This window comes from Pseudomonas graminis (assembly GCF_001705435.1).
In the GTDB taxonomy this organism is placed as follows: domain Bacteria; phylum Pseudomonadota; class Gammaproteobacteria; order Pseudomonadales; family Pseudomonadaceae; genus Aquipseudomonas; species Aquipseudomonas graminis_B.
Genome location: NZ_MDEN01000058.1, coordinates 49,222 through 75,381, shown reverse-complemented (window position 1 = coordinate 75,381; position 26,160 = coordinate 49,222). Strand labels below are relative to the sequence as shown.

The window sequence follows — 26,160 nt, the reverse complement described above, 5'->3', positions numbered from 1 at the left end:
CACTGCGCAGACAACCTCACTTTCGCGGCATGACACCCGACGCCTTCCCGGCTAAAGCCGGTCCCACAAAGCGCATGCTGTCAGTCAGTGGGACTGCGATGTGTAGGACCGGCTTCAGCCGGGAAGAGGCCTGCGCAGACAACCTTAATTTTGCGGCATGACACCCGACGCCTTCCCGGCTAAAGCCGGTCCCACAAAGTACACACGGTCAGTCAGTGGGACCGCGATGTTCAGTAGAACCGGCTTCAGCCGGGAAGAGGCCTGCGCGGACAGCCTCAACTTCGCGGCGTGGCGCCTGACGCCTTCCCGGCTAAAGCCAGTCCTACGATGCGCCCGCGATGTAGTAGGACCGGCTTCAGCCGGGAAGAGGCCTGCGCGGACAACCTCACTTTTGCGGTGTAACACCCGACGCCTTCCCGGCTAAAGCCGGTCCCACAAAGTACACACGGTCAGTCAGTGGGACCGCGATGTTCAGTAGAACCGGCTTCAGCCGGGAAGAGGCCTGCGCGGACAGCCTCAACTTCGCGGCGTGGCGCCTGACGCCTTCCCGGCTAAAGCCAGTCCTACGATGCGCCCGCGATGTAGTAGGACCGGCTTCAGCCGGGAAGAGGCCTGCGCGGACACCCTCAATTTCGCGGCATGACACCCGACGCCTTCCCGGCTAAAGCCAGTCCTACAAGCGCCCCGCGGGGGATCAGCCGTAACGCTTCTTGGCTTCGATCGCCAGCCCGCTGCCGATGCTGCCGAAGATGTTGCCCTCGACGTGCCGGGCCTTGGGCAGCATGGCGGCGACGCTGTTGCGCAGGGCCGGGATGCCGCTGGAGCCGCCGGTGAAGAACACGGTGTCGACATCGGTCACACCCACGCCGGCGTCATTCAACAGGTTCGTCACACTGCCGCGCACGCGTTCGAGCAAGGCGTCAATTGACGATTCGAACAACTGCCGCGTGAGGTCCACGCTCAGGCCGGGCTCGACGCGGTCCATCGGCACCAGGCGATTTTCCGAGTGGGTCAGCTGGATCTTGGTTTCTTCCACTTCCATCGCCAGCCAGTGACCGGCGCGTTGATCGATCAGTCTGAACAGCCGATCAATGCCTTGGGTGTCTTCGATGTCATAGCGCATGCTGCCCAGCGCCAGTTGCGACTTTTGCGAATACACCGAGTTGATCGTGTGCCAGGTCGCCAAGTTCATGTGCGTGCTGGTCGGCATGTAGGCGCCGCTTTTCATCCGGCTGCCATAGCCAAACAGCGGCATCACGCCCTGAAGGCTCAGCTGCTTGTCGAAGTCGGTACCGCCGATGTGCACGCCGCCCGTGGCGAGGATGTCGGTGTGACGGTCATCAATCAGGCGACGCTCCGGCGACAGGCGCACCAGCGAGAAGTCCGACGTACCGCCGCCGATGTCGACGATCAGCACCAGCTCTTCACGGTCCAGCGTTGACTCGTAGTCGAAGGCCGCTGCGATGGGCTCGAACTGGAAGGAAACCTCCCTGAAGCCGATCTTGCGCGCCACATCGGCCAGCGTGTCTTCTGCCTCCTGGTCGGCGGCAGCGTCGTCATCGACGAAATGCACGGGACGGCCCAGCACGACGTGCTCAAAGGAATGACCGGCAGCGGCTTCAGCACGTTTTTTAAGTTCGCCGATGAATAGCCCGAGCAGGTCCTTGAACGGCATCGCTGTCCCGAGCACGCTGGTATCGTGCTTGATCAGCTTGGAACCCAGCAGGCTCTTGAGCGAGCGCATCAGGCGGCCTTCGTAGCCCTCGAGGTACTCGTGAAGCGCAAGACGACCGTAGACCGGGCGGCGCTCTTCGATGTTGAAAAAGACCACCGAGGGCAGCGTGATCTTGCCGTCCTCCAGTGCGATCAGCGTTTCCACTCCAGGGCGTAGCCAGCCGACCGTGGAGTTGGACGTGCCAAAATCGATGCCAAGGGCACGGGCCGGGGATGGAGTGCTCATCTGCTTTGCATACCAGTCAAAAAACGGCCGCGCAGTGTATGCGAGTGCGCGCCGGATGCGTAGCGCGAAACGTCGGTTTATCGCCCGTCCGGCATCTATTTCCGGCCCCTGGCTTGAACTGTGGCCCCGAGCCCCAATCTAGCAGGCAACTCTTAATGCATTTGGCCGGTCTGGACAGCGTTTCAATTCGCGGGACGGCGTGCCGATAACATTGCAACGTTCAACGCAGCCAGCGTTCACATGTGGAACACGCTGCGGACTGGGCTGGATATTCCAGAATTGGGTGACCGTCAGATGGACTTCAAAGACTATTACAAGATCCTTGGCGTAGAGCCGACGGCGGACGAGAAGACGATCAAGACCGCCTATCGCAAGCTCGCGCGCAAGTATCACCCCGACGTCAGCAAAGAGCCTGGCGCGGAAGACAAATTCAAAGAAGCCTCCGAAGCGTATGAAGCGCTCAGCGACCCTGAAAAGCGCGCCGAATACGACGAGATTCGCAAATACGGCAGTCAGGGCCGGTTCCAGCCACCGCCTGGCTGGCAGGGCCGCGGCGGCGCGGGCGCGGGCGCGGGTCAGGGCTTTGGTGGCGGCGGCTTCGAAAACGGCGATTTCTCCGACTTTTTCAGTTCCATTTTCGGTAATCGCGGTGGTCAGCAAGGCGGTCGGGCGCAGAGCCCGGGGCGTCGAGGGCAGGACGTGGAGATGGAACTGGCGGTGTTTCTGGAGGAGACCCTCTCCACCGAGTCCAAGCAGATCAGCTTCAAGGTGCCGCAACACAGCGCCAATGGTCAGCGCATGGCCGACATCACCAAGACGTTGAATGTGAAGATCCCCGCGGGCGTCACCGATGGCGAGCGCATCCGCCTCAAGGGGCAGGGCGCGCCGGGCGTTGCCGGTGGGGAGAAGGGCGATCTGTACCTGATCATCCGCCTGGCGCCGCACCCGATGTTCGACGTCGAGGGGCATGACTTGATTATCACGGTGCCGATCGCGCCGTGGGAAGCAGCGCTCGGCACCAAGGTGGCGGTGCCGACGTTGACCGGCAAGATCAACCTGACCATCCGCCCGGACAGTCAGAACGGTCAGCGGCTGCGGGTCAAAGGCAATGGTCTGTTGAACAAGCAGGGCCAGCGCGGCGATCTGTACGCGCAACTGAAAATCGTCATGCCCAAATCCACCGATGAGGCGACCAAAGCGCTGTGGGAGAAGCTGGCCCAGCAGGCCGCGTTCGATCCGAGGGCTCAATGGAGTAACTGATCATGAGCAATACCCTGGTCATAGACATGCAGGAGTTCTGTGAGGTGGTCGACCTGCCGGCCGCCTTCGTCATCGAGATTGTCGAGCACGGCATTCTCGAACCCCAGGGAAGGCAGCCGGATGAGTGGCTGTTCGACAGTGCCGCGTTGTCGATCGGCAGGCGTGCGGTCAAATTGCATCGCGAATTGCAGCTGGAATGGGACGGCGTCGCTTTGGCGCTGGACCTTCTGCAAGAGCTCGAACACGTCAGGGCGGAAAACCGCATGCTCAGGCAGCGGCTGGGGCGGTTTGTGGATTGAAGCGCTGGACTGAAGCTCACTCCCCACACGGGTTGTGCTCGCTGCTCAACGCTTATTAACCTTTCTTCGGCAATTCCACGTTAAACGTCGTGCCGTCTCCGACGTTGGACACAACTGTGATGCTGCCGTTATGGGCATTCACCACCTCTTTCACGATGAACAACCCCAGGCCCAGGCTGGTGGAAGGGTTGTGGATGCCGGTTTTTTCGTTGGCCGAGCGGACCAGCGGGTCGAAGATGCTGCCGATGGCTTCCTCCGCGATAGGCTCGCCGCCGTTATGCACCGAGAGGCTCACATGGTTTTCGCTGCCGGTGAGCTTCACGGTGACCTGCCGCGTCGCCGCGCCATGCTGCAAGGCATTGCCAATCAGGTTTTGCAGCAACTGTGCGATGCGTGCCCGATCCCACTCGCCCCGGGTGTCACCGGTGCTGGTGAACACGGCGTTGCAATCGGGCTGTCCTGCCGTGGCCGCGTCGATGGCCTCGCGGCAGGCCAGGGTCATCTCCATGGGTTTGCGCTCGACCGGCAGCGTGACGCCGAGACGGCTGCGAACAAACTCCAGCAAGTCGCTGATCATTGTCCCCATCAACAAACTGCTGCTTTTGATGCGTTTGATGTACCCAAGCTCGGCGTCTGCCAGCGTGGTCTTGCGCATCAGCACTTCGGACGACATACCGATGGCCTGCAAGGGCGCGCGCAGGTCATGACCGAGAATGGCAAGAAAGATGTCACGGGAACGTGTCACGCGATCGGCGTAGGCCGCCGTCGACTCGGCCAGGGCTTCATCGATGGCTTCGTTGAAGCGGATCATGTCGGTGATGTGACTGACCTGTGGATCTATCTGGTTTTCTGCCCAGAAGCGCACGACCGTGGCCCGAAGGTGGCGGAACTCTGAAGTCATCTGCACCAGGTCAAACCCGACGATATGGCGCAACTCACCATGACTGGAGGCGGCCTGATCGAGTGTCGGGGTTTTGCCGATGTCTTCGCCCTGCGCCTTGGCGATGCGTTCGGCTTTGGTCTGAGCGGTGTTCATGTCACGCGCCGCCGCGAGCAGGATCGCCTCGGCATGGTCGCGCAGCTCGGCTGAACTCATCTGGGCGGCGGCGGGCGTCAGCGTGGCCGCAAACCGTTCCCACTCATCGACGATGCGATCCACATTCTGAACGATGAAGTCCGAAAGACGCATGGGGAACTACCTTGCTGCCGGGGCGCTGAATGAGAGCGCGCATAGTACCGCCATGTTGTTGCAGGAAGCATCACGGATTTACATTGGGGGCTGGGCAGCACTGTCATTTATGACAGTAGACGATACTTTTCCAGAGGCGGAATCTGTATTGGACGCCAGCGCGGCCATCTTTAAGCGAAGTGGAAGGAGCTGGCACGATCATATGCGCTACTTGGAGATGGAACATGGATGTCGTGGCCTTCAAACAATTCATCAACGATCAGATACAGCTCTTTGCAGAAAAGCTGGGTGATGCAAAGCACTCGTCAAACGACGGCGTATCGCTGGGAAAGTTAACGTTTTATCTGGCGGTCCGGCAGTCCATCGACAAGAAAGCGTCTGAACAGGACATGGGCTTGGTCGGGGCATTCAACGACACATTGCAGGCGTTGGGGATGGTCGAGCCGGGCAAGACGTTCATGTCGAAACTGGACACTTGATGTCCACGAGCTAATCAGGGAGCTGACCATGAACGTGATGACCTTAACGGACGACAATTTTGACAAAGACGTGTGGCTATCGCCTTCGGTGGATAAGGGCGGAGCCCTTTCGGTGGTGCTATTCACCAATGGAGTGAAGGCAACCGGCGAGCAGCTCAAGAGATCAAGCGAGAAGGCAAGCGAGCTGCTTGCGGAGTTGGCAGCCGACTACAACGACAAGGTGGGGCTAAGTTTTTTTGAGGTCGATTATCGGAGCAATCCGCAAACCGCCCTGCGTTTCGATATTCAGTCCGCGCCGACCTTCCTCTTTCTCCAGATTGAGGAGGTCGTCGGTAGCAATACCAAGGAGTGGCTGAAGGCGAAAATCGACGAAAAGATTGCGTAGGGAGGCACCAGCCCCCCTTGGTCTTCAAAACAGAAAATACCGCTGCGCCATTGGCAGCACGTCCGCCGGCTCGCACCACAACAGCACGCCGTCGGCCTTGACCTGGTAGGTCTGCGGGTCGACGTCGATGTTTGGCAGGTAGTCGTTGTGGATGAGGTCCGCCTTCGTGACGCTGCGGCAGCCCTTGACCACGCCGATCTGTTTCTTCAGACCCAGCTGCTCCGGCACCCCGGCATCAAAGGCCGCCTGGCTGATGAAGGTCAGGCTGCTGGCGTGCAACGAGCTGCCATAGCTGGCAAACATCGGGCGGTAGTGAACCGGCTGCGGGGTCGGGATCGAGGCGTTGGCGTCGCCCATCAGGCTGGCGGCAATCGAGCCGCCCTTGAGGATCAGCGTCGGTTTCACCCCGAAGAAGGCCGGGCGCCAGAGCACCAGGTCCGCCCATTTACCCACCTCAATGGAGCCCACTTCATGGCTGATGCCGTGGGTGATGGCCGGATTGATGGTGTATTTGGCGATGTAGCGTTTGGCGCGGAAGTTATCGTTGCCTTCGCCGTCCCCCGGCAGCGGGCCGCGCTGGCGTTTCATTTTGTCGGCGGTCTGCCAGGTGCGCATGATCACTTCGCCCACGCGGCCCATGGCCTGGCTGTCGGAGCTGAGCATCGAGAACGCGCCCAGATCGTGAAGGATGTCCTCGGCGGCAATGGTTTCGCGGCGGATGCGGCTCTCGGCGAACGCGACGTCTTCGGCGATGCTCGGGTCCAGGTGATGGCAGACCATCAGCATGTCCAGGTGCTCGTCGATGGTGTTGCGGGTGAACGGCCGGGTCGGGTTGGTCGAGCTCGGCAGCACGTTAGGGAAGCCGCAGGCCTTGATGATGTCCGGAGCATGACCGCCGCCGGCGCCTTCGGTGTGGTAGGTGTGAATGGTGCGGTTCTTGAACGCCCCCAGAGTGGTTTCGACGAAGCCGGACTCGTTTAGCGTGTCGGTGTGGATAGCCACCTGCACGTCGTACTGATCGGCGACGCTCAGGCAGTTATCGATGGCCGCAGGCGTGGTGCCCCAGTCTTCGTGCAGCTTGAGACCGATGGCGCCGGCCTTGACCTGTTCGATCAGCGGCTCGGGCAGGCTGACGTTGCCCTTGCCGGTAAAGCCGATGTTCATGGGGAACGCTTCGGCAGCCTGCAACATGCGCATCATGTGCCACTTGCCGGGCGTGACCGTGGTTGCGTTGGTGCCCGTCGCCGGGCCGGTGCCGCCGCCGATCATGGTGGTGACGCCGCTCATCAGCGCTTCTTCGATCTGCTGCGGGCAGATGAAGTGGATGTGCGTGTCGACGCCACCGGCGGTGAGGATCATGCCTTCGCCAGCGATAACTTCGGTGGCGGCGCCGATGGCGATGGTCACCCCGGGCTGAATGTCCGGGTTGCCGGCCTTGCCGATGGCTGCGATGCGCCCGCCCTTGAGGCCGACATCGGCTTTGACGATGCCCCAGTGATCGACGATCAGCGCGTTGGTGATCAGCGTGTCGACGACTTCGGCAGCCACGCCCTGGCCCTGGCCCATGCCGTCACGAATGACCTTGCCGCCGCCGAACTTCACTTCCTCGCCATAGACGGTGAAATCCTGCTCGACCTCGATCCACAGCTCGGTGTCGGCCAGACGCACACGGTCGCCGACAGTGGGGCCGAACATGTCGGCGTAGGCTTGTCGGCTGATCTTCATACTTCGTTCCTCGAATCAAAGCGGCAAGCCTCAAGCGGCAAGCGGCAAGTAAAAGCGAATGTTGTGTACGCCGCGGACTGCTGTGCTTGGCGCTTGTGGCTTGGCGCTTGCAGCTTGACCTGGCTGGAAAGTGAACGCGTTTTACAGTTCACCCATAACTCTTCCCGCAAACCCGAAAACCCGCCTCAACCCGGCCAGGTCCACCAGTTCCACTTCCCGCGCCTGTCCCGGCTCGAAGCGCACGGCGGTGCCGGCGGGGATGTTCAGGCGCATGCCCCGGCTGGCGGCGCGGTCGAAGGTCAGGGCGTCGTTGGTTTCGAAAAAATGAAAGTGCGAGCCGACCTGAATTGGCCGGTCTCCGCTGTTGGCGACGCTAAGGGTGATGGTCCGGCGACCGGCGTTGAGCTCGATGTCGCCGGGCTGGATCTGGTATTCACCAGGAATCATGCGCTCTTCCTCGACAGTAACTTGTAGTAAATGGCCGTGGCCTTGTATTCGCCGTCGGGGTTGCAGGCGTAGTCCGGCAGCAGGCCAGACAGCTCATACCCCGACGCGCGATAGAAATCTTCGGCATCGGAACCGGCCAGTGTGTCCAGAAACAAAAGCCCGCGCTGGTGCTGCTGCGCTGCCTGTTCCACGGCGGTCATCAACTGCGTCGCCAGCCCGCGCCGGCGTGCCTGACTGAGCACCAGCAATTTCTGTACCTCGGCGCGGTTCAGGCCATTGGCCTTCTGGCACAGCGCCAGTTGCACCGTCGCCAGCACCTGGTCTTCCTCTGCCACCACCCAGAGCAGCAGGTCGCCCTGCTCAACCTCGGCCTTGACCCCGTCCCACCACGTGGCCGCCTCTTCAGCGCCGAGATCGGCCATGAAGCCGACCGAGGCCCCGTGGCGGACGGCGTCCAGCAACAGCGCCACCAGGCCTGAGCGGTAATGCGCGAAGCTTTCTGACGTGACACGGCGTAAATGGGCGGCATTCATGGGCGAAATCCTTTCAGGATGAACATTCAGGCGACAGGCGTGATGCCGGGCGCTTGCGAAGGTGGGGCAGAGGCGCCGGGCGACAGGTCCAGCTGCATGAAGGTCAGGTCCAGCCAGCGACCGAACTTGGTGCCCACCTGGGGCATTTGCCCGGTGGTGATAAAACCCTCGCGCCCATGCAGGTGAATCGACGCCGCATTACCGCTTTCGATGGCCGCGACCATCATGTGCTTGTCGCAGGCACGGGCGCGTTCGATCAGCGCTTTCATCAGCAGCGGACCCAGGCCGTTGCCCCGTTGATCGGCACGCACGTAAACCGAGTGCTCGACGGTGTGACGAAACCCCTCGAACGGTCGCCAGTCGCCGAACGACGAATAGCCCAGCACCTGATCCTCGTCGTCGACGGCGACCAGAATCGGGTACGCCTGTGCCTGGCGCGCGGCGAACCAGGTTTCGCGGTTGGCAAGGTCCACCGGCTGCTCGTTCCAGATCGCCGTGGTGTTGAGCACGGCGTCGTTGTAGATCGCCAGCACGGCCGGCATGTCAGTCAGCAAAGCGTCACGGATCGAATAGGTCATGTTCGTTTCCACGGGTTCCTGTGTGGCTGTTTCAACGGGCTTCTCAGGTTCAATGGGCCGTTCAGGCAATCGGCTGATGCACGGTGACCAGCTTGGTGCCATCCGGGAAGGTCGCCTCGACCTGGATCTCCGGGATCATTTCCGGGATGCCTTCCATCACCTGGTCACGGGTCAGCAGGGTGGTGCCGTAGTGCATCAGGTCGGCGACGGTCTGGCCGTCACGCGCACCTTCCAGCAGGGCGGCGGAGATGAAGGCCATCGCTTCCGGGTAATTAAGCTTCACACCGCGTGCCAGCCGTCGCTCGGCGACCAGGCCTGCGGTGAAGATCAGCATCTTGTCTTTTTCGCGTGGGGTCAGATCCATGGGTTTTGTCCGTTATTAAGTTCCGAATAGAGAAATCGCCGCAAACTCTGTAGGAGCGTGGCTTGTCCCGCGATCTGACGCGAAGCGGCAGTCATGGCCGTCCTTCGATCTGTCATGAGGACCGTATGGGCCGGTTTACGACGACTTCGTCGCCGATCGCGGGACAAGCCACGCTCCTACAGATGGCCAGTTTCGTTTAGGTACTCCAAATCCTCGGCGCCACCGCCTCCCGGCCCAACAGGGCAGGGCGCAGCAGCTTCCATAATTCAATCAGCCAGGCCCGCGCGTGCAGGGCTTCGTCTGCCAGGCAGCGGGCGATGATCAAACCGGGCAACTGGCTGAGGTCGCCGCGCACGGCTGAATGTGCGGCCAACTCGCGGCAGCGCTCCATCAATTCAGCATCGATTTCCCCGGTCACGATCAGCGTCGCGAACACCGGTTTGCCGCACAGGCCGATAGGCGAATCCAGCAAGCCGTCATTGCCGACGATGCGCTGGCGCTCGTGCCACAACAGCTTGCCGTCACGCCGGATATCCAGATGCGCCTGAAAGTGGCCCTGATCGAAACGCTCCCCACTGGCCGGCCGGCCCAGCGCAACCACGTCCCAATAGAACAGCCGGGCGTCGCCTTCCAGATCGATCTGCGTGGTCAGTTCAGCCTTGGCTTCGCTGAAGACGATGGATTCCTGCGGCAGCCATTCCAGCGTGCCGCCTGCAGAGACGTTTATGTCCAGTTGCTGATAGGCCGGACCCGCCGCGCGGTACCACTTCGCTGCGCCGGGGCTGGTCAATTGCGCCCAGGCGTTGGCGCCGACGCTGGCGCTGATGTCCAGCCGATCGCCGCCGGCAATGCCGCCCGGCGGGTGAACGATGATGTGCTGGCAGACCTGCGGGCCTTCCGCGTACAGGTGCTTTTGCACCCGCAACGGACCTTTGTGGCGTCGTTGCGTCGGGCGCGTGCTGTCGCCGAAACGCCCATACGCCAACTCCAGCTCGGCATGCCAGCTGGGGGTGAACAGGGCGGTGTGGGCAGGAAGATTCATAAGTCGATTATCGTGTTATCCAAGGACCGTACCTTAGCTGATCGGCGCATTAATTAGATGGTGACCAGACCCCGAACGCCTTCGGCCTCCATGTTACCGCCGCGCCCTTGCTGGACGATCTCGCCGCGGGACATGACGATGTACTGATCCGCCAGCTCGGCGGCAAAGTCGTAGAACTGCTCGACCAGCAGGATTGCCATGTCACCGCGGGCGGCGAGCTTTTTGATCACCGCGCCGATCTCCTTGATCACCGACGGCTGAATGCCTTCGGTGGGTTCGTCGAGAATCAGCAGGCGAGGGCGACTGGCGAGGGCGCGACCGATCGCCAGTTGCTGTTGTTGACCGCCGGACAGGTCGCCACCGCGCCGGTGCTTCATCTGCAGCAACACCGGGAACAGCTCGTAGATGAACGCCGGGACTTCCTTCGCCTCCGATCCCGGAAAGCGTGACAGGCCCATCAGCAGGTTTTCCTCAACGGTCAGCCGCCCGAAAATCTCCCGGCCCTGGGGCACGTAGGCGATGCCGGAATGCACGCGCTGGTGGGGCTTGAAACCGGTGATCGTCTTGCCTTCCCACTGCACAACGCCTTCTTTGGCGGGCAGCAGCCCCATCAGCACTTTCAACAGCGTGGTCTTGCCCACACCGTTGCGACCGAGCAGGCACGTGACCTCGCCGATTTTCACGTCAAACGACAGGCCGCGGAGGATGTGGCTGCCGCCGTAGAATTGATGCAGCTGAGTGACGGTTAACAATTTGATTTCCTCGGATTCATCAGCTGCAAGCTGCAAGAAAAAGCGGGTCATGCGTTTGGCTTCAGCTCGCCGCTTGCAGCTAAAAGCTTGCCGCTGGGCGGTTTACCGCCCCAAATACACTTCGATAACTCTTTCATCCGCCTGCACGTCTTCCAGCGATCCTTCCGCCAGCACGCTGCCCTGGTGCAGGACGGTGACGTGGTCGGCGATGCTGCCGACGAAACCCATGTCGTGCTCGACCACCATCAGCGAGTGCTTGCCGGCCAGGCTCTTGAACAGCTCGGCGGTGAATTCGGTTTCGGCGTCGGTCATGCCGGCGACAGGCTCGTCGAGCAGCAGCAGTTGCGGGTCCTGGACCAGCAACATGCCGATCTCCAGAAACTGCTTCTGACCGTGGGACAACAGCCCGGCGAGGCGCGACATCGACGCGCTCAGGCGAATGGTCTCCAGCACCTCGTCGATGCGGTCGCGCTGTTCGCCATTGAGCTTTGCCCGCAGGCTGGCCCACACCGATTTGTCGGTCTTCTGCGCCAACTCCAGGTTTTCGAACACGCTCAGCGCTTCAAACACCGTCGGTTTCTGAAACTTGCGGCCGATGCCGGCCTGGGCGATCTGCACTTCGCTCATCTTGGTCAGATCGAGGGTTTCGCCGAACCAGGCCTTGCCGTGACTGGGGCGGGTCTTGCCGGTGATCACGTCCATCAGCGTGGTCTTGCCCGCGCCGTTGGGGCCGATGATGCAACGCAGCTCGCCGACGCGGATGTACAGATTCAGATCGTTGAGGGCCTTGAAACCGTCGAAACTGACGCTGATGTCTTCCAGCGTCAGGATCGTGCCGTGCAAGGTGTTCAGTCCTTTGCCGGCGACCTGGCCAAGGCCGATGGCGTCGCGGCTGGTGCCGGCGTCGCTGTTCGGGTCGAGCACTGGGTCGAATGCGGGCGTCGGAGTGCTTTTCATTGCTCGCCCCTTTTTTTGATCAGGCCGATCACGCCCTTGGGCAGGTACAGCGTCACCACGATGAACAGCGCGCCGAGGAAGAACAGCCAGTATTCCGGGAAGGCCACGGTGAACCAACTCTTCATGCCATTGACCAGACCGGCGCCGAGCAGTGGGCCGATCAGCGTGCCGCGACCGCCCAGGGCGACCCAGACGGCCGCTTCAATGGAGTTGGTCGGCGACATTTCGCTCGGGTTGATGATGCCCACCTGCGGCACGTACAACGCCCCGGCCAGCCCGCACAGCACGGCGCTCAACACCCAGACAAACAGCTTGAAACCGCGCGGATCGTAGCCGCAGAACATCAAACGGTTCTCCGCATCGCGCACGGCGGTCAACACACGACCGAACTTGCTGCGGGCCAGACGCCAGCCGACAAACAGGCTGCCCGCCAGCAGCGCCACCGTCAGCAGAAACAACACCGCGCGAGTGCCCTGGGAGGTGATGCTGAACCCCAGAATGCTGCGGAAGTTGGTGAAACCGTTGTTGCCGCCAAAGCCGGTTTCGTTGCGGAAAAACAGCAGCATGCCGGCGAAGGTCAGTGCCTGGGTCATGATCGAGAAGTACACGCCCTTGATCCGCGAGCGGAAGGCGAAGAAGCCGAACACCAGTGCCAGCAACCCCGGCGCCAGGACCACCAGGCACATGGCCCAGAGGAAATGCTGGGTGCCGACCCAGTACCACGGCAGTTCGGTCCACGACAGAAAGGTCATGAACGCCGGCAGACCGTCGCCCGACGCTTCGCGCATCAGGTACATGCCCATCGCGTAACCGCCCAGCGCGAAGAACAGCCCGTGGCCCAGGGACAACAGGCCCGCGTAACCCCAGACCAGATCCAGTGCCAGGGCAACGATCGCGTAGCAGAGGATTTTGCCCACCAGCGTCAGGGTGTAGGCCGAGACTTGCAGGCTGTTGCTCTCGGGCAGCAGGGACAGCAACGGCAGGGCGATCAGCAAGGCAAGAATCACCACCCCGACCGCGACCGTGACTTGGGTGCCGGCGCGTTGCGCGGCAGTGACCATCAATGGCTGATTCATCAGTCGATCACCCGTCCTTTGAGTGCGAAGAGGCCTTGCGGACGTTTCTGAATGAACAGAATGATCAGCGCCAGGATCAGGATCTTGCCCAGTACCGCGCCGATCTGCGGTTCGAGAATCTTGTTGGCGATGCCCAGCCCGAAGGCTGCGGTGACGCTGCCGGCCAGTTGCCCGACGCCGCCGAGCACGACCACGAGGAAGGAGTCGATGATGTAGCTCTGGCCCAGGTCAGGACCGACGTTGCCAATTTGGCTGAGTGCCACGCCGCCCAGGCCGGCAATGCCGGAGCCGAGCCCGAAGGCCATCATGTCGATGCGCCCGGTGGGCACGCCGCAGCAGGCGGCCATGTTGCGGTTCTGGGTGACGGCACGCACGTTCAGGCCCAGGCGGGTTTTGTTCAGCAGCAGCCAGGTCAGCACGACGACAAACAGCGCGAAGGCGATGATGACGATGCGGTTCCAGGGCAGCACGAGATTGGGCAGCACCTGAATGCCGCCCGACAGCCATTCCGGGTTCGCCACTTCGACGTTCTGCGCGCCGAACACCACGCGAATCAGTTGGATCAGCATCAGGCTGATGCCCCAGGTCGCCAGCAGTGTTTCCAGCGGGCGACCGTACAAGTGGCGAATGACCGTACGTTCCAGGGCCATGCCGATGCACGCGGTGACGAAAAACGCGATCGGCAGCGCCACCAGCGGATAAAACTCAAGGGCGCCGGGGGCGTACCGCTGAAACATCATCTGCACGACGTAGGTGGCGTAGGCGCCGAGCATCAGCATCTCGCCGTGGGCCATGTTGATCACTCCGAGCAGGCCGAAGGTGATCGCCAGTCCCAGCGCCGCCAGCAGCAGAATCGACCCGAGCGACAGGCCGGCGAAGGCTTGCCCGAGGATCTCGCCAATCATTAATTTGCGTTTGACCTGAGCCAGGCTTGTCTCCGCCGCCAGACGCACGGTGGGGTCGGTTTCAACGTTGGGTTCGAGCAGGGTTTCCAGCCGGGTGCGGGCCAGCGGGTCACCGGTCTCACCGAGCAGGCGCACCGCGGCGAGCCGCACGGTAGGGCTCACGTCCACCAGCTGCAGGTTGGCCAGCGCCAGATTAAGGGCCGAATGGACGCTGTCGTCCTGTTCGCTCGCCACTTGTTGCACCAGCAACGGCAATTGCGCCGGACGGGCGCTTTTCTGCAGGATTTGCGCGGCGGCCAGGCGAACCTTGGGATCGGCAGCGAGCAATTGATGGCTGGCCAGCGCGGTGTTGATCAGGCCGCGAAGGCGGTTGTTCAAGCTGATGGCCTGTGGCGTGTCGGGGTTTGGCGCATCGGCCAGCGCGGGAGCGGCAGGGTCGACGGCGATGAAGCTGTCGCCGTTCTGGATGAACGCCCGCTTGCTGCTGTCGGCGGCGACGCGGCCGTCCTGCAGGGCAACCAGCAACTCGACGCGCGCCGGGTCAGGCCTGGCGGCCCAGGTTTCCAGCAGTTGGGCGCGCTCGGAGGAGTCGCCCGCGACAAAGTCGCCGGCATCGCTGGCATGGGCGGCGAAAGGCAGCCACAGGCACAGCGCGAGAATGAGGTGGTGGAAGTATCTGGGCATATCGAGTCCTGGGAGCACCCGCATGACGCAATGTCATGCAGGGAACCTGTAGGCGTGAGCTTGCTCGCGATCACGTGATGTCAGACGACATCTGCGATCTCGGTGAGATCGCATTCGCGAGCAAGCTCGCTCCCACAGGGAAAGGTTCAGCCGGAACATTTCAACCGACCGTTTACCCTGTTTTCCTTAGTTGCTCTTCACTGCGTAGTCAGGCTTTTTGTCGTTGCCCGGAATGAACGGACTCCAAGGCTGGGCGCGAATCGGCTCTTTGGTCTGCCACACCACGTTGAACTGACCGTCAGCCTTGATCTCGCCGATCATCACCGGTTTGTGCAAGTGGTGGTTGGTCTTGTCCATCGTCAGGGTGAAGCCCGACGGCGCGGCGAAGGTCTGGCCAGCCATGGCTTCGCGGACTTTATCCACGTCGGTGGATTTGGCTTTCTCGACCGCTTGCGCCCACATGTGGATACCCACGTACGTGGCTTCCATCGGGTCGTTGGTCACGGCCTTGTCGGCGTTCGGCAGGTTGTGCGCCTTGGCGTAGGCCTTCCAGTCGGCGACGAACTTGGTGTTGACCGGGTTCTTCACCGATTCGAAGTAGTTCCACGCCGCCAGGTTGCCCACCAGCGGTTTGGTGTCGACGCCGCGCAGTTCTTCTTCGCCGACCGAGAACGCTACAACCGGTACGTCGGTGGCCTTCAGCCCCTGATTGCCCAGTTCCTTATAGAACGGCACGTTGGAGTCACCGTTGACCGTTGAGATCACCGCCGTCTTGCCGCCCGCCGCGAACTTTTTGATGTTCGACACGATGGTCTGGTAATCGCTGTGACCGAACGGGGTGTAGACCTCTTCGATGTCCTTGTCCGCGATACCTTTGGAGTGCAGGAACGAGCGCAGAATCTTGTTGGTGGTGCGCGGGTAAACGTAGTCGGTGCCCAGCAGGAAGAAGCGCTTGGCCGCGCCACCGTCTTCGCTCATCAGGTATTCAACCGCAGGAATCGCTTGCTGGTTGGGCGCGGCCCCGGTGTAGAACACGTTCGGCGACATCTCTTCGCCTTCGTACTGCACCGGGTAAAACAGCAAGCCGTTCAGCTCTTCGAAGACCGGCAACACCGACTTGCGCGACACCGAGGTCCAGCAGCCAAACACCACGGCGACCTTGTCCTGGGTCAGCAACTGGCGGCCCTTCTCGGCAAACAACGGCCAATTCGACGCGGGGTCGACCACCACAGGCTCAAGCATCTTGCCGTTGACGCCGCCCTTGGCGTTGATTTCATCAATGGTCATCAGCGCCATGTCCTTGAGCGAGGTCTCGGAGATGGCCATGGTGCCGGACAAAGAATGCAGAATGCCGACCTTGATGGTCTCGGCCGCCTGAGCGGTCCAGGTCAAACCCATCGCTGCGATCGATGCAGACAAAGTGAACGCTTTCAGCAAACTACGACGCTTCATTGGCTAGCTCCATTCTCTGATTTTTTTAGATGACGGCTGTTGGCGGTGCACAGTTGCGTCTGCTTAGGCTTTAGCAAACGCTGGGCCAAGGCTGCGCGCGTCGCAAAATGGAATCAAAACTTCGCGTGAACCCGGCGCCGCGCACCAATGTGGATCGGTGCGGGGCGGGTGGTGCGTCAAGCGCGCTCAACTGGTGCGATACCGTCCGGCGCCCCTCGTTTGACTGGCCTGGCGCACTCGGCAAGGGCTGCTACCTCACGAAAAGCTCACGCTCCCCCGTAAACAGATCAAAGGTTTCGTAGACGATGTTGTCCGGCGCGGTGAAATAGGCGAACGCCTGTCCGTTCACCTCTTGAAACGCTTTGAGCTGAACGCGGGTGCCGGGCGGGATAGCGACGTGGTCGGCAAGAAAATCCGAGAACATGTTCTTCTTCGGTACCGACGGCGCAAAGATCAGAAACACCGGACGCGTATTACTGAGTGCCTGGTCCGTCACGAACCTGTCCAAGCTCCAGCGCACGGCATTCCCGCGGCTAATGGACGCTGATTGCACCCCTGCGTCAACAAACACCGCGCCGAGCTGGCGTCGTAATTGTTGCAGACCCTCGTCCGTGACGCGCGCGGCACGGAACGCATCGCCTTTCCATGAACGCAGGCGGTAGAACTGGTTGAGAAACGCCTGGGTCCGGGGCGTCCGCGCTCCGCTTCTCAGGAGTTGATTGATCTCTGCGGATCCGCCTTCGATGTAGTCGAGGAGCTCGGGGTACAGCTCCGCCCTTGCGCGTTCGGCCAGGGCCAGGAACCGGGGTTCATCGAGGGACGGTTCAGCAATGCTAATGCCTTCAGACGGGAACGGCCATCCGGTGAGCAGCAGGCTTAGGTCATGCCGGGCCTGTCGACTCGCGCTCGGTGCCAGGCGCACCACCGGCTGCGAGAGCTTGCGCCAGCCCCCGGTCCTTGTCCGCACAACGTATTCGTCCTCATGGATCAGCAGCGCGGGGTCTCGGTAATAGGGGCGGTACAGGCGGCACCGCCCGAACAGGTTGAACCGTCGAGCCACGTAGGCCTTTTCAGAATCGAGGGTGATCTCGGTAAATTTTTTCGGGTCAAGCCTCGTGATCATGCCCGACTCGGCAAAGTAGGGCGCCCCAGCGGGTGACAGCAGATAGCCGATCTGCACCTGTCCATGGCGTCCGGTGCGGCGGACCAGGTGCGGGCGTTTTATCGCCGCCAGTTGACGGCCCTTGAAGGCTGCGCCACCTGCGCGGGAGATACCGGCGGTCAGCAGATAACCGGCCGCGTCCATAAACTCCTGTGCGGCACCGTCCCAGTCGTTTTCATCGACTTTTTGAAAGCCGCTCCAGGCGTTGGCCAGGCCCATTCCGAGCGCGAGGGGGATCATGACCGGCGGGGGCAACAGCAGCAGGGCCACGCTCACCACCATGTCGAAGGTTTGCCACCGGGACTCGCCACTGCCGGGCTGGATCAGCAGCGATTTCGCTTCCTCTTTCAACTGGCGGATCCTGCCCCCGAAATACTCGTCTAACAGATCGCCCGTCTGCGTCACAAACACCACTGGATGCGTAAAGTGGGACGGGATGGGAAGCGGACTCGGCAGCGACGCCAGTACGTCCGGGAGGCGCCAGTGCTTGAGCGACTCTTCGTAATCGAGCATCAGCCTGGCCTGGCGTCTGTCGGCCAGCGGCAGCAGCCTCGCCATGTAGGATTTGTACGTGTCGTTTTCCAGAAAAGCGTTCGTGAGGTGGAACATGCTGTCGAATGCGCGGAACACCACGTTATCCGGGGCGTTGAGCGTGCAAAGCACAAGAGGCCCCTTGCTGAATTTGCCAGCGGGGGCAATCAACATGACGTCCGGGATCTTGACCCCGCTAATGTGCAGCAATCGCACCTCGATATTGACCTCGTCCACCCCCGGACGCCGCTGCGAATCGGGGCCCTCCAGTACCGCTTTGATCCAGCGCAGCCGGTTCTCGGGAAATCCGTTGAGCTGACTCTCCCTATACGCCATGCCCAGTCGCGCCAGCAGCAACTCGCGGTGCTGGCGCTTCAACTGGCCAGCGTACTCGGAGTGATCAAGGTGTTCGGTTAGGTAGTCGTCCAGCCGCTTTGGAATCTGGATTCGCGCTAGCAGCTCTCTCACGAAAGCGCCAGAAAGCCCCGGTATCTCTGCACCGTGTTCGTCTGCAGCCCGTAACTCGATGGCGTTCTGGATGTTCGTCCGTAGGGCGTCTTCGTGGGCCAATGCGTGCAGCGAGTGGGTCTGGAACCGGGTTGTCGTTTCTGTCGGGGTAAGGGGGTAAAACAGGGACGCGTCGAGATGCTGGAACGTCGCAATGACCTGAATATTTCGAGGCGCCAGCTGGATATTTTTCTCTGCCAGTGCGGCGGTGACCGTTGCATCGACGTAGGCCGTAATGACGTGGGCGCCGTTAGCTTGCGGCGTGTTGAAGTAGTCCAGACTGATGCGCCGGATGGTCCGGATAGACTGAGCGTAAGCCGTCGCATCGCGGGTCCATTCGGCCCGCTGTTCTTCGCTCATTTTGTCCCACCAGTCCGGCATCTGCTCGCGGACCACATCACAATCCAGCTGCCGCTCGATGCGGTGGTTGTCGAACAGTTGATCCGAGGCCATCAGCTCGAGAATGAGTCGCTGCAACGACGGCTGATTGAGGTTCAGGGATTGAGCGATGTTCACCGCGTGGTCGAAGTCTGCCTTCTGCTTGATGATCTGCGATGTCAGCAGCAGGCTCATGAAATTATTGCCCAGCTTCTGCAGGCCCCAACGTACAGGGGGCTGCTCAACGTCAGTGTTGGGCAGCGCCATTGTGATGACATCGTTGAGCCTGAGATGGCCCAGCAACTGGCGGCGTTGCGTCTCGTCGGCAAGGCGACGGGTGAGGGTGCCGGTGAGCTGATTCACTGAATCGAATCGTTCCAGACTGCCGGCAGGGGTGTAGAGAACGACCTCTCCTACTGACTCGTCGTCAGGTGCCGGAACCTGATCGCTGCGTTGCTCGGTGATGACAAACGCCCCTGTCAGGGGAAACAGTGCGGTGGAGCTTGTCCCCAACCACAGGTTAAAGACGTCGTGCTTCTGCAGTGGGTCCGCCGAGGTGTCCATGCCGTAATCCAGTGTGGCGTCGAGCATGCTGTACAGATACGGACGAAACTCACCTTTTTCGACTCGCATCTGGCCCTCCAGCCTGAGCAATTTGACCCGATCCGCGAGGAAGTCGTCTCCCCGCTTTTTACCGGAGGGTTGAAGCTCTGCCCAATGATCCGACAGTGTTTGTTTGTAGCGGGCGGGCAGGGCCTGCGCGACGGCTGCATACAGAGCGATCAGTGCGTCGCGGTCCAGCCCGCCGATGGAGGGCGTGTCTGACAACGGAAACTCGGTGGTGTAGAGCCCGGCAGACTCGACGTTCTGCCACTGAAAAAGCCCGGTGAAGTGGGCTGTCAGGCTGGCAATCAGCGGGTAACTGCTGGTGACTTCGGTTGCGCCGGGTTCGATGCTTCGCTCCTGGCAGACCAGCCGGGCACGGGCGTAATCGAACGCCAGCCCGCGATGGCTCAGGCGAAGGCAGTCAGTGAGCGTCTGTTCAAGGGCCTGGGTGAAATCGGGGAGTGTGTAAATCGTCAAGGCAGAGCTGTCGACGTCGAGCATGGATGGAGCGGTAACGTTCGTGGAATTCATGGCGCCTGTTCGTATGCATGAGGGATGACTCGCAGAACCGACGGGTTCGGCGACTCGTTTCATGGAGTCAGGGCGTGAGGCGCGCGTCTGTAGGCGGAGCCAAGTCTGGAGGTAAAGGAAAAGCGACCAGACGGGTAGGAGTTTTCGCGGAGGAGGTGGGACATTCGACGATCAGAAAAACAGGTGCGAAGCCTGAAACCCGAAATGAGGAGGAATTCATCACTAAACCACCCAAAAGAGGTTCCAGGCTCCGCGAGACGCAATCTAAGCTGTTGTCGCCGTTTTGGCAAAGCGCGAACGCACTATTCGATCGAGCATCCATACCGCCAGCATCGAAACCCCTACCAGCGGAAACGCCACGCCCAGCGCGACCATCACCACCGTTGCGGCTTTCCAGCGCGGCAGGTCATGACGCAACGGCGGAACGCCGAAACCGTTCTGCGGGCGACGCTTCCACCAGATCACGATTCCGCTCACCGAACTCAGCAGCACCATCAGGCAGATGAACAGAATCAGCAGCTGGTTTACCCAGCCGTACATCTTGCCTTCGTGCAGCATCACGCCCAGTTCAGTGGCCTTGGACACGGTGCTGTAATCGCTGTAACGCACGTCCGCCAGCACCTTGCCGCTGTACTGATCGACATGCAGCGTGGCGTCATTGCGCGGGTCGTCGGCGAACACGGAGACGGTGAACACGCCATCGGCGGTTTTCGGTTGGGTGATGCTGTAGCCCGGTTCGATAGTGCGCGCCTTGGCGATGTCCACTACCTGCTGCAGGGAGATGCCTGGCGCTGCGGGAGCGCTGGACATGTGCGCGTGATTCATGTGCTCGGCGTGATCCCCGGACGACACCGGCATCGGCGTGTTTTCCATGGCCCACGGCACGGTCTGCACACTGGCGCTGTTCAAGGCGCCCGCCTGCTTGTCCGACTTGGGCACGTCATTCCACATCGCCGCCGGAAACGTGTTCCAGACATCGGCATACACCTTCCCCCACATGCCGGTCCAGGTCATGCCGCTCAGCAACATGAACAGCAGCGCCACCGCCCCCCAGAATCCGGTCACCGCGTGCAGGTCGCGCCAGAGAATGCGGCCTCGGGCGGAGAGACGAGGCCAGAGCACGCCGGCGGGTGATCGACCGCGTGGCCACCACAGATACACGCCCGAAACCACCAGCACGATGCCCCAGCCGGCGGCCAGTTCCACCAGCCGGTCGCCGACGGTGCCGATCATCAGTTCGCCGTGCAGTTCGCGCGCGATGGCTTGCAGGTTTTGCTTTGCGTCCTGGGTGCCAAGCACCGTGCCGCTGTAGGGATCGATGAACACGTTCATGTCGCGGCCGGCGTTTTTGACCACGAACTGCGCGCCGCCCTCGGCATTCAGCGGCGGCAGGTATTTGCTCACCTGAGCCTGTGGAAAGGCCGTCAGCACACGCTTTTGCAGGTCATCGGCACTGAGTGAGTGGTGCGCGGGTTTAACCGTCAGCAGGTCGCTGTACATCAGCGCGTCGAGCTGGGGTTTGAACAGGTAGATGATGCCGGTGACCGCCAGCAGAATCATGAACGGCGCGACGAACAGGCCGGCATAGAAATGCCATCGCCACGCCAGGTTGTAGAAAGACACATTCGGTTTGGACATGGTGCAACGCTCCCGTCAGGGAAAACACGGCGCAACCCGCTGGCAGCCAGAGAAGCCGTCAGCGGGTGCGAGTCAATTTGTGGCGTTCAAACGACTGACGAGAGGGGCGGCGCGCGACTGCGGGCGTTGGGGAATACGTTGCGTTGAGCGTGGCCGAGTTGCGTGGCTTCGTTGTAGAAGTCGGCGGGTCTGGGCGGGACGGGGGCGAGGACGGCGACGGTTTTGGTGAGCGCCGGGCAACTGAACAGCAGTGTGCAATAGCCGCATTTGGCCCAGATGACGTGATCGACGCCGGCGTCCAGTTCGGCCTTGGCGTGGCCGCTGTGTTCGCCCGCGCCCATCTCCATGGCCATGTCCATCGAGGCCGACATGTCCATTTCGCCATGCATCGACATCGAAGTCGGCGCGGGCATTGCCATACCGCTGTGATGCTCCATGGGCATCGACTGGGAGATCAGCGGGCCGATGAAGATCATCAGCATGGCGAACAGGCTCAGCCACGCACCCTGCGAGTGACGAGGGGCGTGGGCTGATCGGGCGCGGTTCGCGGGCGGACGGTTCAAGGGGGCGGCGTCGGGATTCGGCGGGTCAGTGGGCGTGGGCCGGGGCGGCAGCATCGGGTGGCTGTTTCAATACCATGACGTCAACGGTCAGGTCGCCCGCTTTCTCAAAGTGCAGTGTGAGGGGGAAGCTCTGCCCGTCGATCAGTCGGGCGCGGTCTTTCAGATCCAGCAGCATGACGTGATAGGCCATGGGGGCGAATGTCGCGGTGCCGCCGCCGGGGATATCCACCGTCTCGACGTGCTGCATTTTCATCAGGCCGTCCTGGCTGACGTGCTCATGCAGCTGAGCGGCACCGGCGATGGGGCTGTCGACCGCTTTCAGCTTATCGTTCTCCGCGCCTCCGTTGGTGATCACAAAATAGGCAGCGACGGTGGGCGCGTTGGGCGGCAACGCCATGGACCATGGCTGCGCGACGACCAATTGGCCCTTGGTGTAATCCTGGGCTTCAACGAAAGCCGCTGGCAGCGCAAGGGCGATCAGCAGGAGGATTTTGTTCAGCATCAACGCAGGTCTCCGGTTCATTCAGGTGCGCCAGGGCAAGGTCGACTCATCAGACCCGGGGCGATGCGTGCGGATTGCGTGCAGGCCAGCGCTGAAGGGGCGGCGCACGCAGCACCAGTACCGCAACAGGGAAACGCACCGGTTCGACCAGGGCGAACAATCCAAAACCGATGAGGGTCGGCACTGCAACCAGTGGCGTGGCGTTTGTGCAGCAGGCGCAGTGCTGCACGAACGCGATGTCGGGGTGATAGGACGATTGTTTATCGATGACTTCAACGGGCGTCATGGCCAGGCGTGATGCGGCGTCTGTGCAGCCGCTTCCCCAGACCAGCCGCTCACCCTCGGGGCGCGGCATGGTCGGCGTCATCGGCATCGCCAGCACGCCGAACAACAGTGCGAAACAGGCCACCCAGGCGAACGCCCGGCGCCGCTTCTGCGTGATGATTTGATCTTGTTGTTTTCTCATGCCGGCCATTTAGCCTGATCAGCCGCCAGATGTAAAAAGCCCGCCCGCGACGTTATGTCGCGGGGCGGATTTGGTTCAGGAAGGGTTCAGCAGGGGGCCAGACGGATGCCACACAGCTAGCTGGCATCTTCAGCATTCTGCAACGCAGCCAACACCTCGCCCACACTCCAAAAGGCCCGATCCACCTCCGGCAGCATCGGCCGTTTCAACACCAGCACCGGCACCCCGCGCTCCCGCGCCACCTCCAGCTTCGGCTCGGTGGCCGTGCTGCCGCTGTTCTTGCTGATAAGGACGTCGATGTTGCGAGTCTCGAACAACTCGCGCTCATCCTCCAGCCGGAAAGGGCCGCGCGCGCCGATCACTTCACAGCGTTCATTGCCGGGGTAAATGTCCAGGGCCCGTAGCGTCCAGAACTGATGGGCGGGAATCTCGTGCAGGTGCTGCAAAGGCTCGCGGCCCAAGGTGAACAGGGGGCGTTGAAAGGGGGTGAGGGCGGCGATCAGTTCTGCCCAGTCCGCAACTTCGCGCCAGTCATCGTCCGGCCCCGCCTGCCACGCGGGTCGACGCAATGCCCAGCAGGGAACACCGGTCAGCTTTGCCGCCGTGACAGCGTTCTGGCTCATCTGCGCAGCGTAAGGGTGCGTCGCGTCCAGGATCAGATCGATGCCTGTCTGCTGTATGAAGTTTGCCAGCCCTTCGGCGCCGCCGAACCCGCCCACACGGACTTCGCAGCGCAGGTCGGTGGGCACGCGGCCCACGCCTGCCAGGCTGTAAACGTGCTGAGGCCCCAGCGTACGGGCGATCGCCAGTGCGTCGGTGACGCCGCCGAGCAACAGCACGCGTTTCAGGCTGTGTGAGTTCAATCAAAACCTCCCGCGTGGCCGACGATCCCGCCCTGCCGGTCGATGGCGAAGACCTCGACCTCAACCTGCGCCGGCACCACGCTGCGGGCGAAATCCAGCGCGTGCTGACAGACCGCATCACCCAGCGCGATGCCGACGGCGGAGGCCATGGCCAGCGCTTGCTGACTGGTGTTGGCCTGGCGAATGTTCTGTTGCAGCTCGGCGTCCGCGCCCACATCGGCAGCCCAGCGCGCGAGCTGAACCAGATCGATACTGGAGTGGCGACTGTGCAGGTCCATATGGCCCGCCGCCAGCTTGCTGATCTTGCCGAAACCGCCGCATACACTGAGCCGCTCTACCGGGGTTTTGCGCAGGTGCTTGAGCACAGCGCCGACAAAATCCCCCATCTCGATCAGTGCGATGTCCGGGATCTGATACACCCGACGCATCGTGTCTTCGCTGGCATTGCCGGTGCAGGCGGCGATGTGCTGGTAACCGTTGGTGCGCGCGACATCGATGCCTTGGTGGATCGACGCGATGTACGCCGCGCAGGAGAAGGGACGGACGATCCCGCTGGTGCCCAGAATCGACAGGCCGCCGAGAATCCCCAACCGCGGGTTCATGGTTTTCAAAGCCAGCGTGCCGCCGTTTTCGACGCAGACCGTCACTTCAAACCCGCCGCCATAGCTCACCTCTTGGGCCAGATGCGTGAGGTGTTCGGCCATCATCCTGCGCGGCACCGGATTGATCGCCGGCTCGCCGACACCCAGCACCAGACCCGGGCGGGTGACGGTACCCACGCCTTCGCCCGCGACAAATCGCACGCCGGGCTCAGGGACCAGCCTGACTTGGGCAGACACCAGCGCGCCGTGGGTAACGTCCGGATCGTCACCGGCATCCTTGAGCGTGCCGGCCTCGGCGCCGCCCGCAATCAGACGGCAGAATTCCAGGCGCATCTGCACGCACTTGCCTTTGGGCAGCGTGATTTCGATGGCATCGTTGGTCTCAGCGGCCAGCAACAGGCGCGCGGCGGCGAGGGACGTTGCCGTGGCGCAGCTGCCAGTGGTCAAGCCGCTGCGTAACGGCGCGGGCTGTTCGGCGGTTTCGTCGCGCATCAGGGTTTGATCGCTTCGAGCAAGGTGATCGGCAGCGCCTGACGCCAAGTGTCGAACTCGCCCAGTGGTTTGGCGTGGGCCAGGTGAATGCGGGTCAGTTCGCCGCCGTATTGCTCGCGCCAGTTAACCAGCATCGCTTCGCTTTGCAGCGTGACGGCATTGGCGACCAGTCGACCGCCGGAACGCAGGCTCTGCCAGCATGCAGGCAGCACACCCTCGCGCGTTACGCCGCCGCCGATGAAGATCGCGTCCGGTTGTTCAAGGCCTTCCAGCGCATCGGGCGCACGTCCGCGAATCAGTTGCAGGCCTGGCACACCCAGCGCATCGCGGTTGAGTTCGATCAGTTGTTGCCGTCCCTCATCCGCCTCGATGGCGATGGCGTGGCAGGTCGGGTGCGCGCGCATCCACTCGATGCCGATGGAGCCGCAGCCTGCGCCCACGTCCCACAGCAGTTCACCGGGAACGGGGGCGAGCCTTGCCAGGGTGATGGCCCGCACGTCGCGCTTGGTGAGCTGACCGTCATGCCGAAACGCCTCGTCCGGCAGACCGCCCAGCGGCGAAAGACGCAATGCATCAGGCTGGGCGCGGCATTCGATGGCGACCAGGTTCAGCGCCGCGATGTCAGTGGCGTTCCACTCACCGGCGGTGCCTTCGATCTGTCGCTCGGCGCTGCCGCCTAAGTGTTCGAGCACGATCATGGGGCTCGGGCCAAACCCGCGTTCGCGGAGCTGCGCCGCGATGGCCGCCGGGCTGGAGCCGTCGTTGCTCAGCACCAGCAGGCGCAGGCCGTGTTGCAGGTGAGCATTCAAGGCCGCGACCGGGCGGGCGACGACCGACAGCGTCACCACGTCCTGCAACGCCCAACCCAGACGGGCCGCCGCCAGCGAATAAGAAGATGGCGCTGGAATCACCCGCATCTCAGCGAAGGGGACGTGTTTCGACAGGCTCGCGCCGACGCCGAACAACATGGGGTCGCCGCTGGCCAGCACGCAGACCGGGACGCCGCGTTGCTCCAGCACCGGGCTCAGGGAAAACGGGCTCGGCCACTGGCGCTGCTCGGCCTGAATGCACGGCGGCAGCAAGGCCAACTGCCGCGGGCCGCCGAACACCTGCCGCGCCTGCAGCAGCGCGTGCCGAGCGTTTCGGCCCAGACCTTTATAGCCGTCCTCACCGATTCCCACGACTGTCAGCCACGGTGACATGAATTGCCCTCAACCCGATTGCGTGCAACA

At 62.2% G+C, this 26,160-nt stretch carries 25 protein-coding genes; 4 read left to right on the top strand and 21 right to left on the bottom strand.

Annotated features, from left to right (window positions below; translation table 11 throughout):
• Window positions 1–694 precede the first annotated feature (694 nt).
• Window positions 695–1,960, bottom strand: a complete 1,266-nt coding sequence (locus tag BBI10_RS07575; protein ID WP_065987761.1) for an Hsp70 family protein — start codon at window positions 1,958–1,960, stop codon at window positions 695–697.
• Window positions 1,961–2,254: 294 nt separating this feature from the next.
• On the opposite strand from BBI10_RS07575, the gene cbpA reads away from it, so the two are divergent.
• Both cbpA and BBI10_RS07565 read left to right on the top strand, forming a co-directional pair.
• Window positions 2,255–3,220, top strand: coding sequence for a curved DNA-binding protein (gene cbpA / locus BBI10_RS07570; RefSeq protein WP_065987880.1), 966 nt, complete (start codon window positions 2,255–2,257; stop codon window positions 3,218–3,220).
• Window positions 3,221–3,222: 2 nt separating this feature from the next.
• A complete protein-coding gene (locus BBI10_RS07565; RefSeq protein WP_065987760.1) occupies window positions 3,223–3,519 on the top strand; it encodes a chaperone modulator CbpM in 297 nt (98 codons plus the stop codon).
• 55 nt (window positions 3,520–3,574) lie between these two features.
• Here the strand turns inward: BBI10_RS07565 and BBI10_RS07560 are convergent, their stop codons facing one another.
• On the bottom strand, window positions 3,575–4,708 hold the full coding sequence (locus BBI10_RS07560; protein WP_065987759.1) for a sensor histidine kinase: 1,134 nt from the start codon (window positions 4,706–4,708) through the stop codon (window positions 3,575–3,577).
• Between the two features lie 224 nt (window positions 4,709–4,932).
• On the opposite strand from BBI10_RS07560, the gene BBI10_RS07555 reads away from it, so the two are divergent.
• Together BBI10_RS07555 and BBI10_RS07550 are read left to right on the top strand one after the other, a co-directional pair.
• Window positions 4,933–5,187: a hypothetical protein gene (locus BBI10_RS07555; RefSeq protein ID WP_065987758.1), complete on the top strand. Its 255-nt coding sequence runs from the start codon at window positions 4,933–4,935 to the stop codon at window positions 5,185–5,187.
• Window positions 5,188–5,215: 28 nt separating this feature from the next.
• A complete protein-coding gene (locus BBI10_RS07550) occupies window positions 5,216–5,572 on the top strand; it encodes a thioredoxin domain-containing protein (protein WP_065987757.1) in 357 nt (118 codons plus the stop codon).
• 24 nt (window positions 5,573–5,596) lie between these two features.
• On the opposite strand, the gene ureC is transcribed toward BBI10_RS07550, so the two are convergent.
• The 19 genes from ureC to BBI10_RS07455 all read right to left on the bottom strand — a co-directional run bounded on the left by ureC (window position 5,597) and on the right by BBI10_RS07455 (window position 26,130).
• On the bottom strand, window positions 5,597–7,297 hold the full coding sequence (gene ureC / locus BBI10_RS07545; RefSeq protein ID WP_065987756.1) for an urease subunit alpha: 1,701 nt from the start codon (window positions 7,295–7,297) through the stop codon (window positions 5,597–5,599).
• Window positions 7,298–7,438: 141 nt separating this feature from the next.
• Window positions 7,439–7,744 (bottom strand): urease subunit beta, encoded by a 306-nt coding sequence (locus BBI10_RS07540; protein WP_065987755.1) that lies wholly within the window; start codon window positions 7,742–7,744, stop codon window positions 7,439–7,441.
• On the bottom strand, window positions 7,741–8,277 hold the full coding sequence (locus BBI10_RS07535) for a GNAT family N-acetyltransferase (RefSeq protein ID WP_065987754.1): 537 nt from the start codon (window positions 8,275–8,277) through the stop codon (window positions 7,741–7,743). Before BBI10_RS07535 ends, BBI10_RS07540 begins: the two co-directional genes overlap by 4 nt.
• A 26-nt stretch (window positions 8,278–8,303) precedes the next feature.
• Window positions 8,304–8,855 (bottom strand): GNAT family N-acetyltransferase, encoded by a 552-nt coding sequence (locus BBI10_RS07530; protein WP_065987753.1) that lies wholly within the window; start codon window positions 8,853–8,855, stop codon window positions 8,304–8,306.
• 61 nt (window positions 8,856–8,916) lie between these two features.
• Window positions 8,917–9,219, bottom strand: coding sequence for an urease subunit gamma (locus tag BBI10_RS07525; protein WP_065987752.1), 303 nt, complete (start codon window positions 9,217–9,219; stop codon window positions 8,917–8,919).
• 196 nt (window positions 9,220–9,415) lie between these two features.
• Entirely contained in the window at window positions 9,416–10,261 is an 846-nt protein-coding gene (locus BBI10_RS07520; protein ID WP_065987751.1) for an urease accessory protein UreD, read from the bottom strand.
• 53 nt (window positions 10,262–10,314) lie between these two features.
• A complete protein-coding gene (gene urtE, locus BBI10_RS07515) occupies window positions 10,315–11,013 on the bottom strand; it encodes an urea ABC transporter ATP-binding subunit UrtE (RefSeq protein WP_065987879.1) in 699 nt (232 codons plus the stop codon).
• Between the two features lie 102 nt (window positions 11,014–11,115).
• A complete protein-coding gene (gene urtD / locus BBI10_RS07510; protein ID WP_065987750.1) occupies window positions 11,116–11,970 on the bottom strand; it encodes an urea ABC transporter ATP-binding protein UrtD in 855 nt (284 codons plus the stop codon).
• The gene (urtC, locus tag BBI10_RS07505) at window positions 11,967–13,046 is read right to left on the bottom strand and encodes an urea ABC transporter permease subunit UrtC (protein ID WP_065987749.1); all 1,080 of its coding nucleotides are present in this window, start codon (window positions 13,044–13,046) and stop codon (window positions 11,967–11,969) included. The genes urtD and urtC overlap by 4 nt, the downstream gene beginning before the upstream one ends.
• Window positions 13,046–14,635: an urea ABC transporter permease subunit UrtB gene (gene urtB / locus BBI10_RS07500; protein WP_065987748.1), complete on the bottom strand. Its 1,590-nt coding sequence runs from the start codon at window positions 14,633–14,635 to the stop codon at window positions 13,046–13,048. The genes urtC and urtB overlap by 1 nt, the downstream gene beginning before the upstream one ends.
• Before the next feature lie 186 nt (window positions 14,636–14,821).
• Window positions 14,822–16,087, bottom strand: a complete 1,266-nt coding sequence (gene urtA, locus BBI10_RS07495; RefSeq protein ID WP_065987747.1) for an urea ABC transporter substrate-binding protein — start codon at window positions 16,085–16,087, stop codon at window positions 14,822–14,824.
• Between the two features lie 250 nt (window positions 16,088–16,337).
• Window positions 16,338–19,493, bottom strand: coding sequence for a dermonecrotic toxin domain-containing protein (locus BBI10_RS07490; protein ID WP_141695140.1), 3,156 nt, complete (start codon window positions 19,491–19,493; stop codon window positions 16,338–16,340).
• Window positions 19,494–20,066: 573 nt separating this feature from the next.
• On the bottom strand, window positions 20,067–21,440 hold the full coding sequence (locus BBI10_RS07485; RefSeq protein WP_065987745.1) for a PepSY-associated TM helix domain-containing protein: 1,374 nt from the start codon (window positions 21,438–21,440) through the stop codon (window positions 20,067–20,069).
• Window positions 21,441–21,526: 86 nt separating this feature from the next.
• On the bottom strand, window positions 21,527–22,003 hold the full coding sequence (locus BBI10_RS07480; protein ID WP_065987878.1) for a DUF2946 domain-containing protein: 477 nt from the start codon (window positions 22,001–22,003) through the stop codon (window positions 21,527–21,529).
• Window positions 22,004–22,028: 25 nt separating this feature from the next.
• Window positions 22,029–22,505 carry a copper chaperone PCu(A)C gene (locus BBI10_RS07475; RefSeq protein ID WP_065987744.1) on the bottom strand — a complete coding sequence of 159 codons (477 nt, stop codon included), beginning with the start codon at window positions 22,503–22,505 and terminating at the stop codon, window positions 22,029–22,031.
• Window positions 22,506–22,554: 49 nt separating this feature from the next.
• Window positions 22,555–22,971, bottom strand: coding sequence for a DUF2946 domain-containing protein (locus tag BBI10_RS07470; RefSeq protein ID WP_065987877.1), 417 nt, complete (start codon window positions 22,969–22,971; stop codon window positions 22,555–22,557).
• A 116-nt stretch (window positions 22,972–23,087) separates the two neighbouring features.
• The gene (locus BBI10_RS07465) at window positions 23,088–23,819 is read right to left on the bottom strand and encodes a cobalt-precorrin-6A reductase (protein ID WP_065987876.1); all 732 of its coding nucleotides are present in this window, start codon (window positions 23,817–23,819) and stop codon (window positions 23,088–23,090) included.
• A gap of 11 nt (window positions 23,820–23,830) precedes the next feature.
• Window positions 23,831–24,928: a cobalt-precorrin-5B (C(1))-methyltransferase gene (locus BBI10_RS07460; protein WP_065987743.1), complete on the bottom strand. Its 1,098-nt coding sequence runs from the start codon at window positions 24,926–24,928 to the stop codon at window positions 23,831–23,833.
• Window positions 24,928–26,130: a bifunctional cobalt-precorrin-7 (C(5))-methyltransferase/cobalt-precorrin-6B (C(15))-methyltransferase gene (locus BBI10_RS07455; protein WP_065987742.1), complete on the bottom strand. Its 1,203-nt coding sequence runs from the start codon at window positions 26,128–26,130 to the stop codon at window positions 24,928–24,930. Before BBI10_RS07455 ends, BBI10_RS07460 begins: the two co-directional genes overlap by 1 nt.
• Window positions 26,131–26,160: the final 30 nt, after the last annotated feature.

What these genes read in the sequence shown, in the direction of transcription:
- BBI10_RS07575 (WP_065987761.1), bottom strand. Translation starts at nt 1,960, where the DNA reads ATGAGCACTCCATCCCCGGCCCGTGCCCTTGGCATCGATTTTGGCACG.
- cbpA (WP_065987880.1), top strand. Translation starts at nt 2,255, where the DNA reads ATGGACTTCAAAGACTATTACAAGATCCTTGGCGTAGAGCCGACGGCG.
- BBI10_RS07565 (WP_065987760.1), top strand. Translation starts at nt 3,223, where the DNA reads ATGAGCAATACCCTGGTCATAGACATGCAGGAGTTCTGTGAGGTGGTC.
- BBI10_RS07560 (WP_065987759.1), bottom strand. Translation starts at nt 4,708, where the DNA reads ATGCGTCTTTCGGACTTCATCGTTCAGAATGTGGATCGCATCGTCGAT.
- BBI10_RS07555 (WP_065987758.1), top strand. Translation starts at nt 4,933, where the DNA reads ATGGATGTCGTGGCCTTCAAACAATTCATCAACGATCAGATACAGCTC.
- BBI10_RS07550 (WP_065987757.1), top strand. Translation starts at nt 5,216, where the DNA reads ATGAACGTGATGACCTTAACGGACGACAATTTTGACAAAGACGTGTGG.
- ureC (WP_065987756.1), bottom strand. Translation starts at nt 7,297, where the DNA reads ATGAAGATCAGCCGACAAGCCTACGCCGACATGTTCGGCCCCACTGTC.
- BBI10_RS07540 (WP_065987755.1), bottom strand. Translation starts at nt 7,744, where the DNA reads ATGATTCCTGGTGAATACCAGATCCAGCCCGGCGACATCGAGCTCAAC.
- BBI10_RS07535 (WP_065987754.1), bottom strand. Translation starts at nt 8,277, where the DNA reads ATGAATGCCGCCCATTTACGCCGTGTCACGTCAGAAAGCTTCGCGCAT.
- BBI10_RS07530 (WP_065987753.1), bottom strand. Translation starts at nt 8,855, where the DNA reads ATGACCTATTCGATCCGTGACGCTTTGCTGACTGACATGCCGGCCGTG.
- BBI10_RS07525 (WP_065987752.1), bottom strand. Translation starts at nt 9,219, where the DNA reads ATGGATCTGACCCCACGCGAAAAAGACAAGATGCTGATCTTCACCGCA.
- BBI10_RS07520 (WP_065987751.1), bottom strand. Translation starts at nt 10,261, where the DNA reads ATGAATCTTCCTGCCCACACCGCCCTGTTCACCCCCAGCTGGCATGCC.
- urtD (WP_065987750.1), bottom strand. Translation starts at nt 11,970, where the DNA reads ATGAAAAGCACTCCGACGCCCGCATTCGACCCAGTGCTCGACCCGAAC.
- urtC (WP_065987749.1), bottom strand. Translation starts at nt 13,046, where the DNA reads ATGAATCAGCCATTGATGGTCACTGCCGCGCAACGCGCCGGCACCCAA.
- urtB (WP_065987748.1), bottom strand. Translation starts at nt 14,635, where the DNA reads ATGCCCAGATACTTCCACCACCTCATTCTCGCGCTGTGCCTGTGGCTG.
- urtA (WP_065987747.1), bottom strand. Translation starts at nt 16,087, where the DNA reads ATGAAGCGTCGTAGTTTGCTGAAAGCGTTCACTTTGTCTGCATCGATC.
- BBI10_RS07485 (WP_065987745.1), bottom strand. Translation starts at nt 21,440, where the DNA reads ATGTCCAAACCGAATGTGTCTTTCTACAACCTGGCGTGGCGATGGCAT.
- BBI10_RS07475 (WP_065987744.1), bottom strand. Translation starts at nt 22,505, where the DNA reads ATGCTGAACAAAATCCTCCTGCTGATCGCCCTTGCGCTGCCAGCGGCT.
- BBI10_RS07470 (WP_065987877.1), bottom strand. Translation starts at nt 22,971, where the DNA reads ATGAGAAAACAACAAGATCAAATCATCACGCAGAAGCGGCGCCGGGCG.
- BBI10_RS07460 (WP_065987743.1), bottom strand. Translation starts at nt 24,928, where the DNA reads ATGCGCGACGAAACCGCCGAACAGCCCGCGCCGTTACGCAGCGGCTTG.
- BBI10_RS07455 (WP_065987742.1), bottom strand. Translation starts at nt 26,130, where the DNA reads ATGTCACCGTGGCTGACAGTCGTGGGAATCGGTGAGGACGGCTATAAA.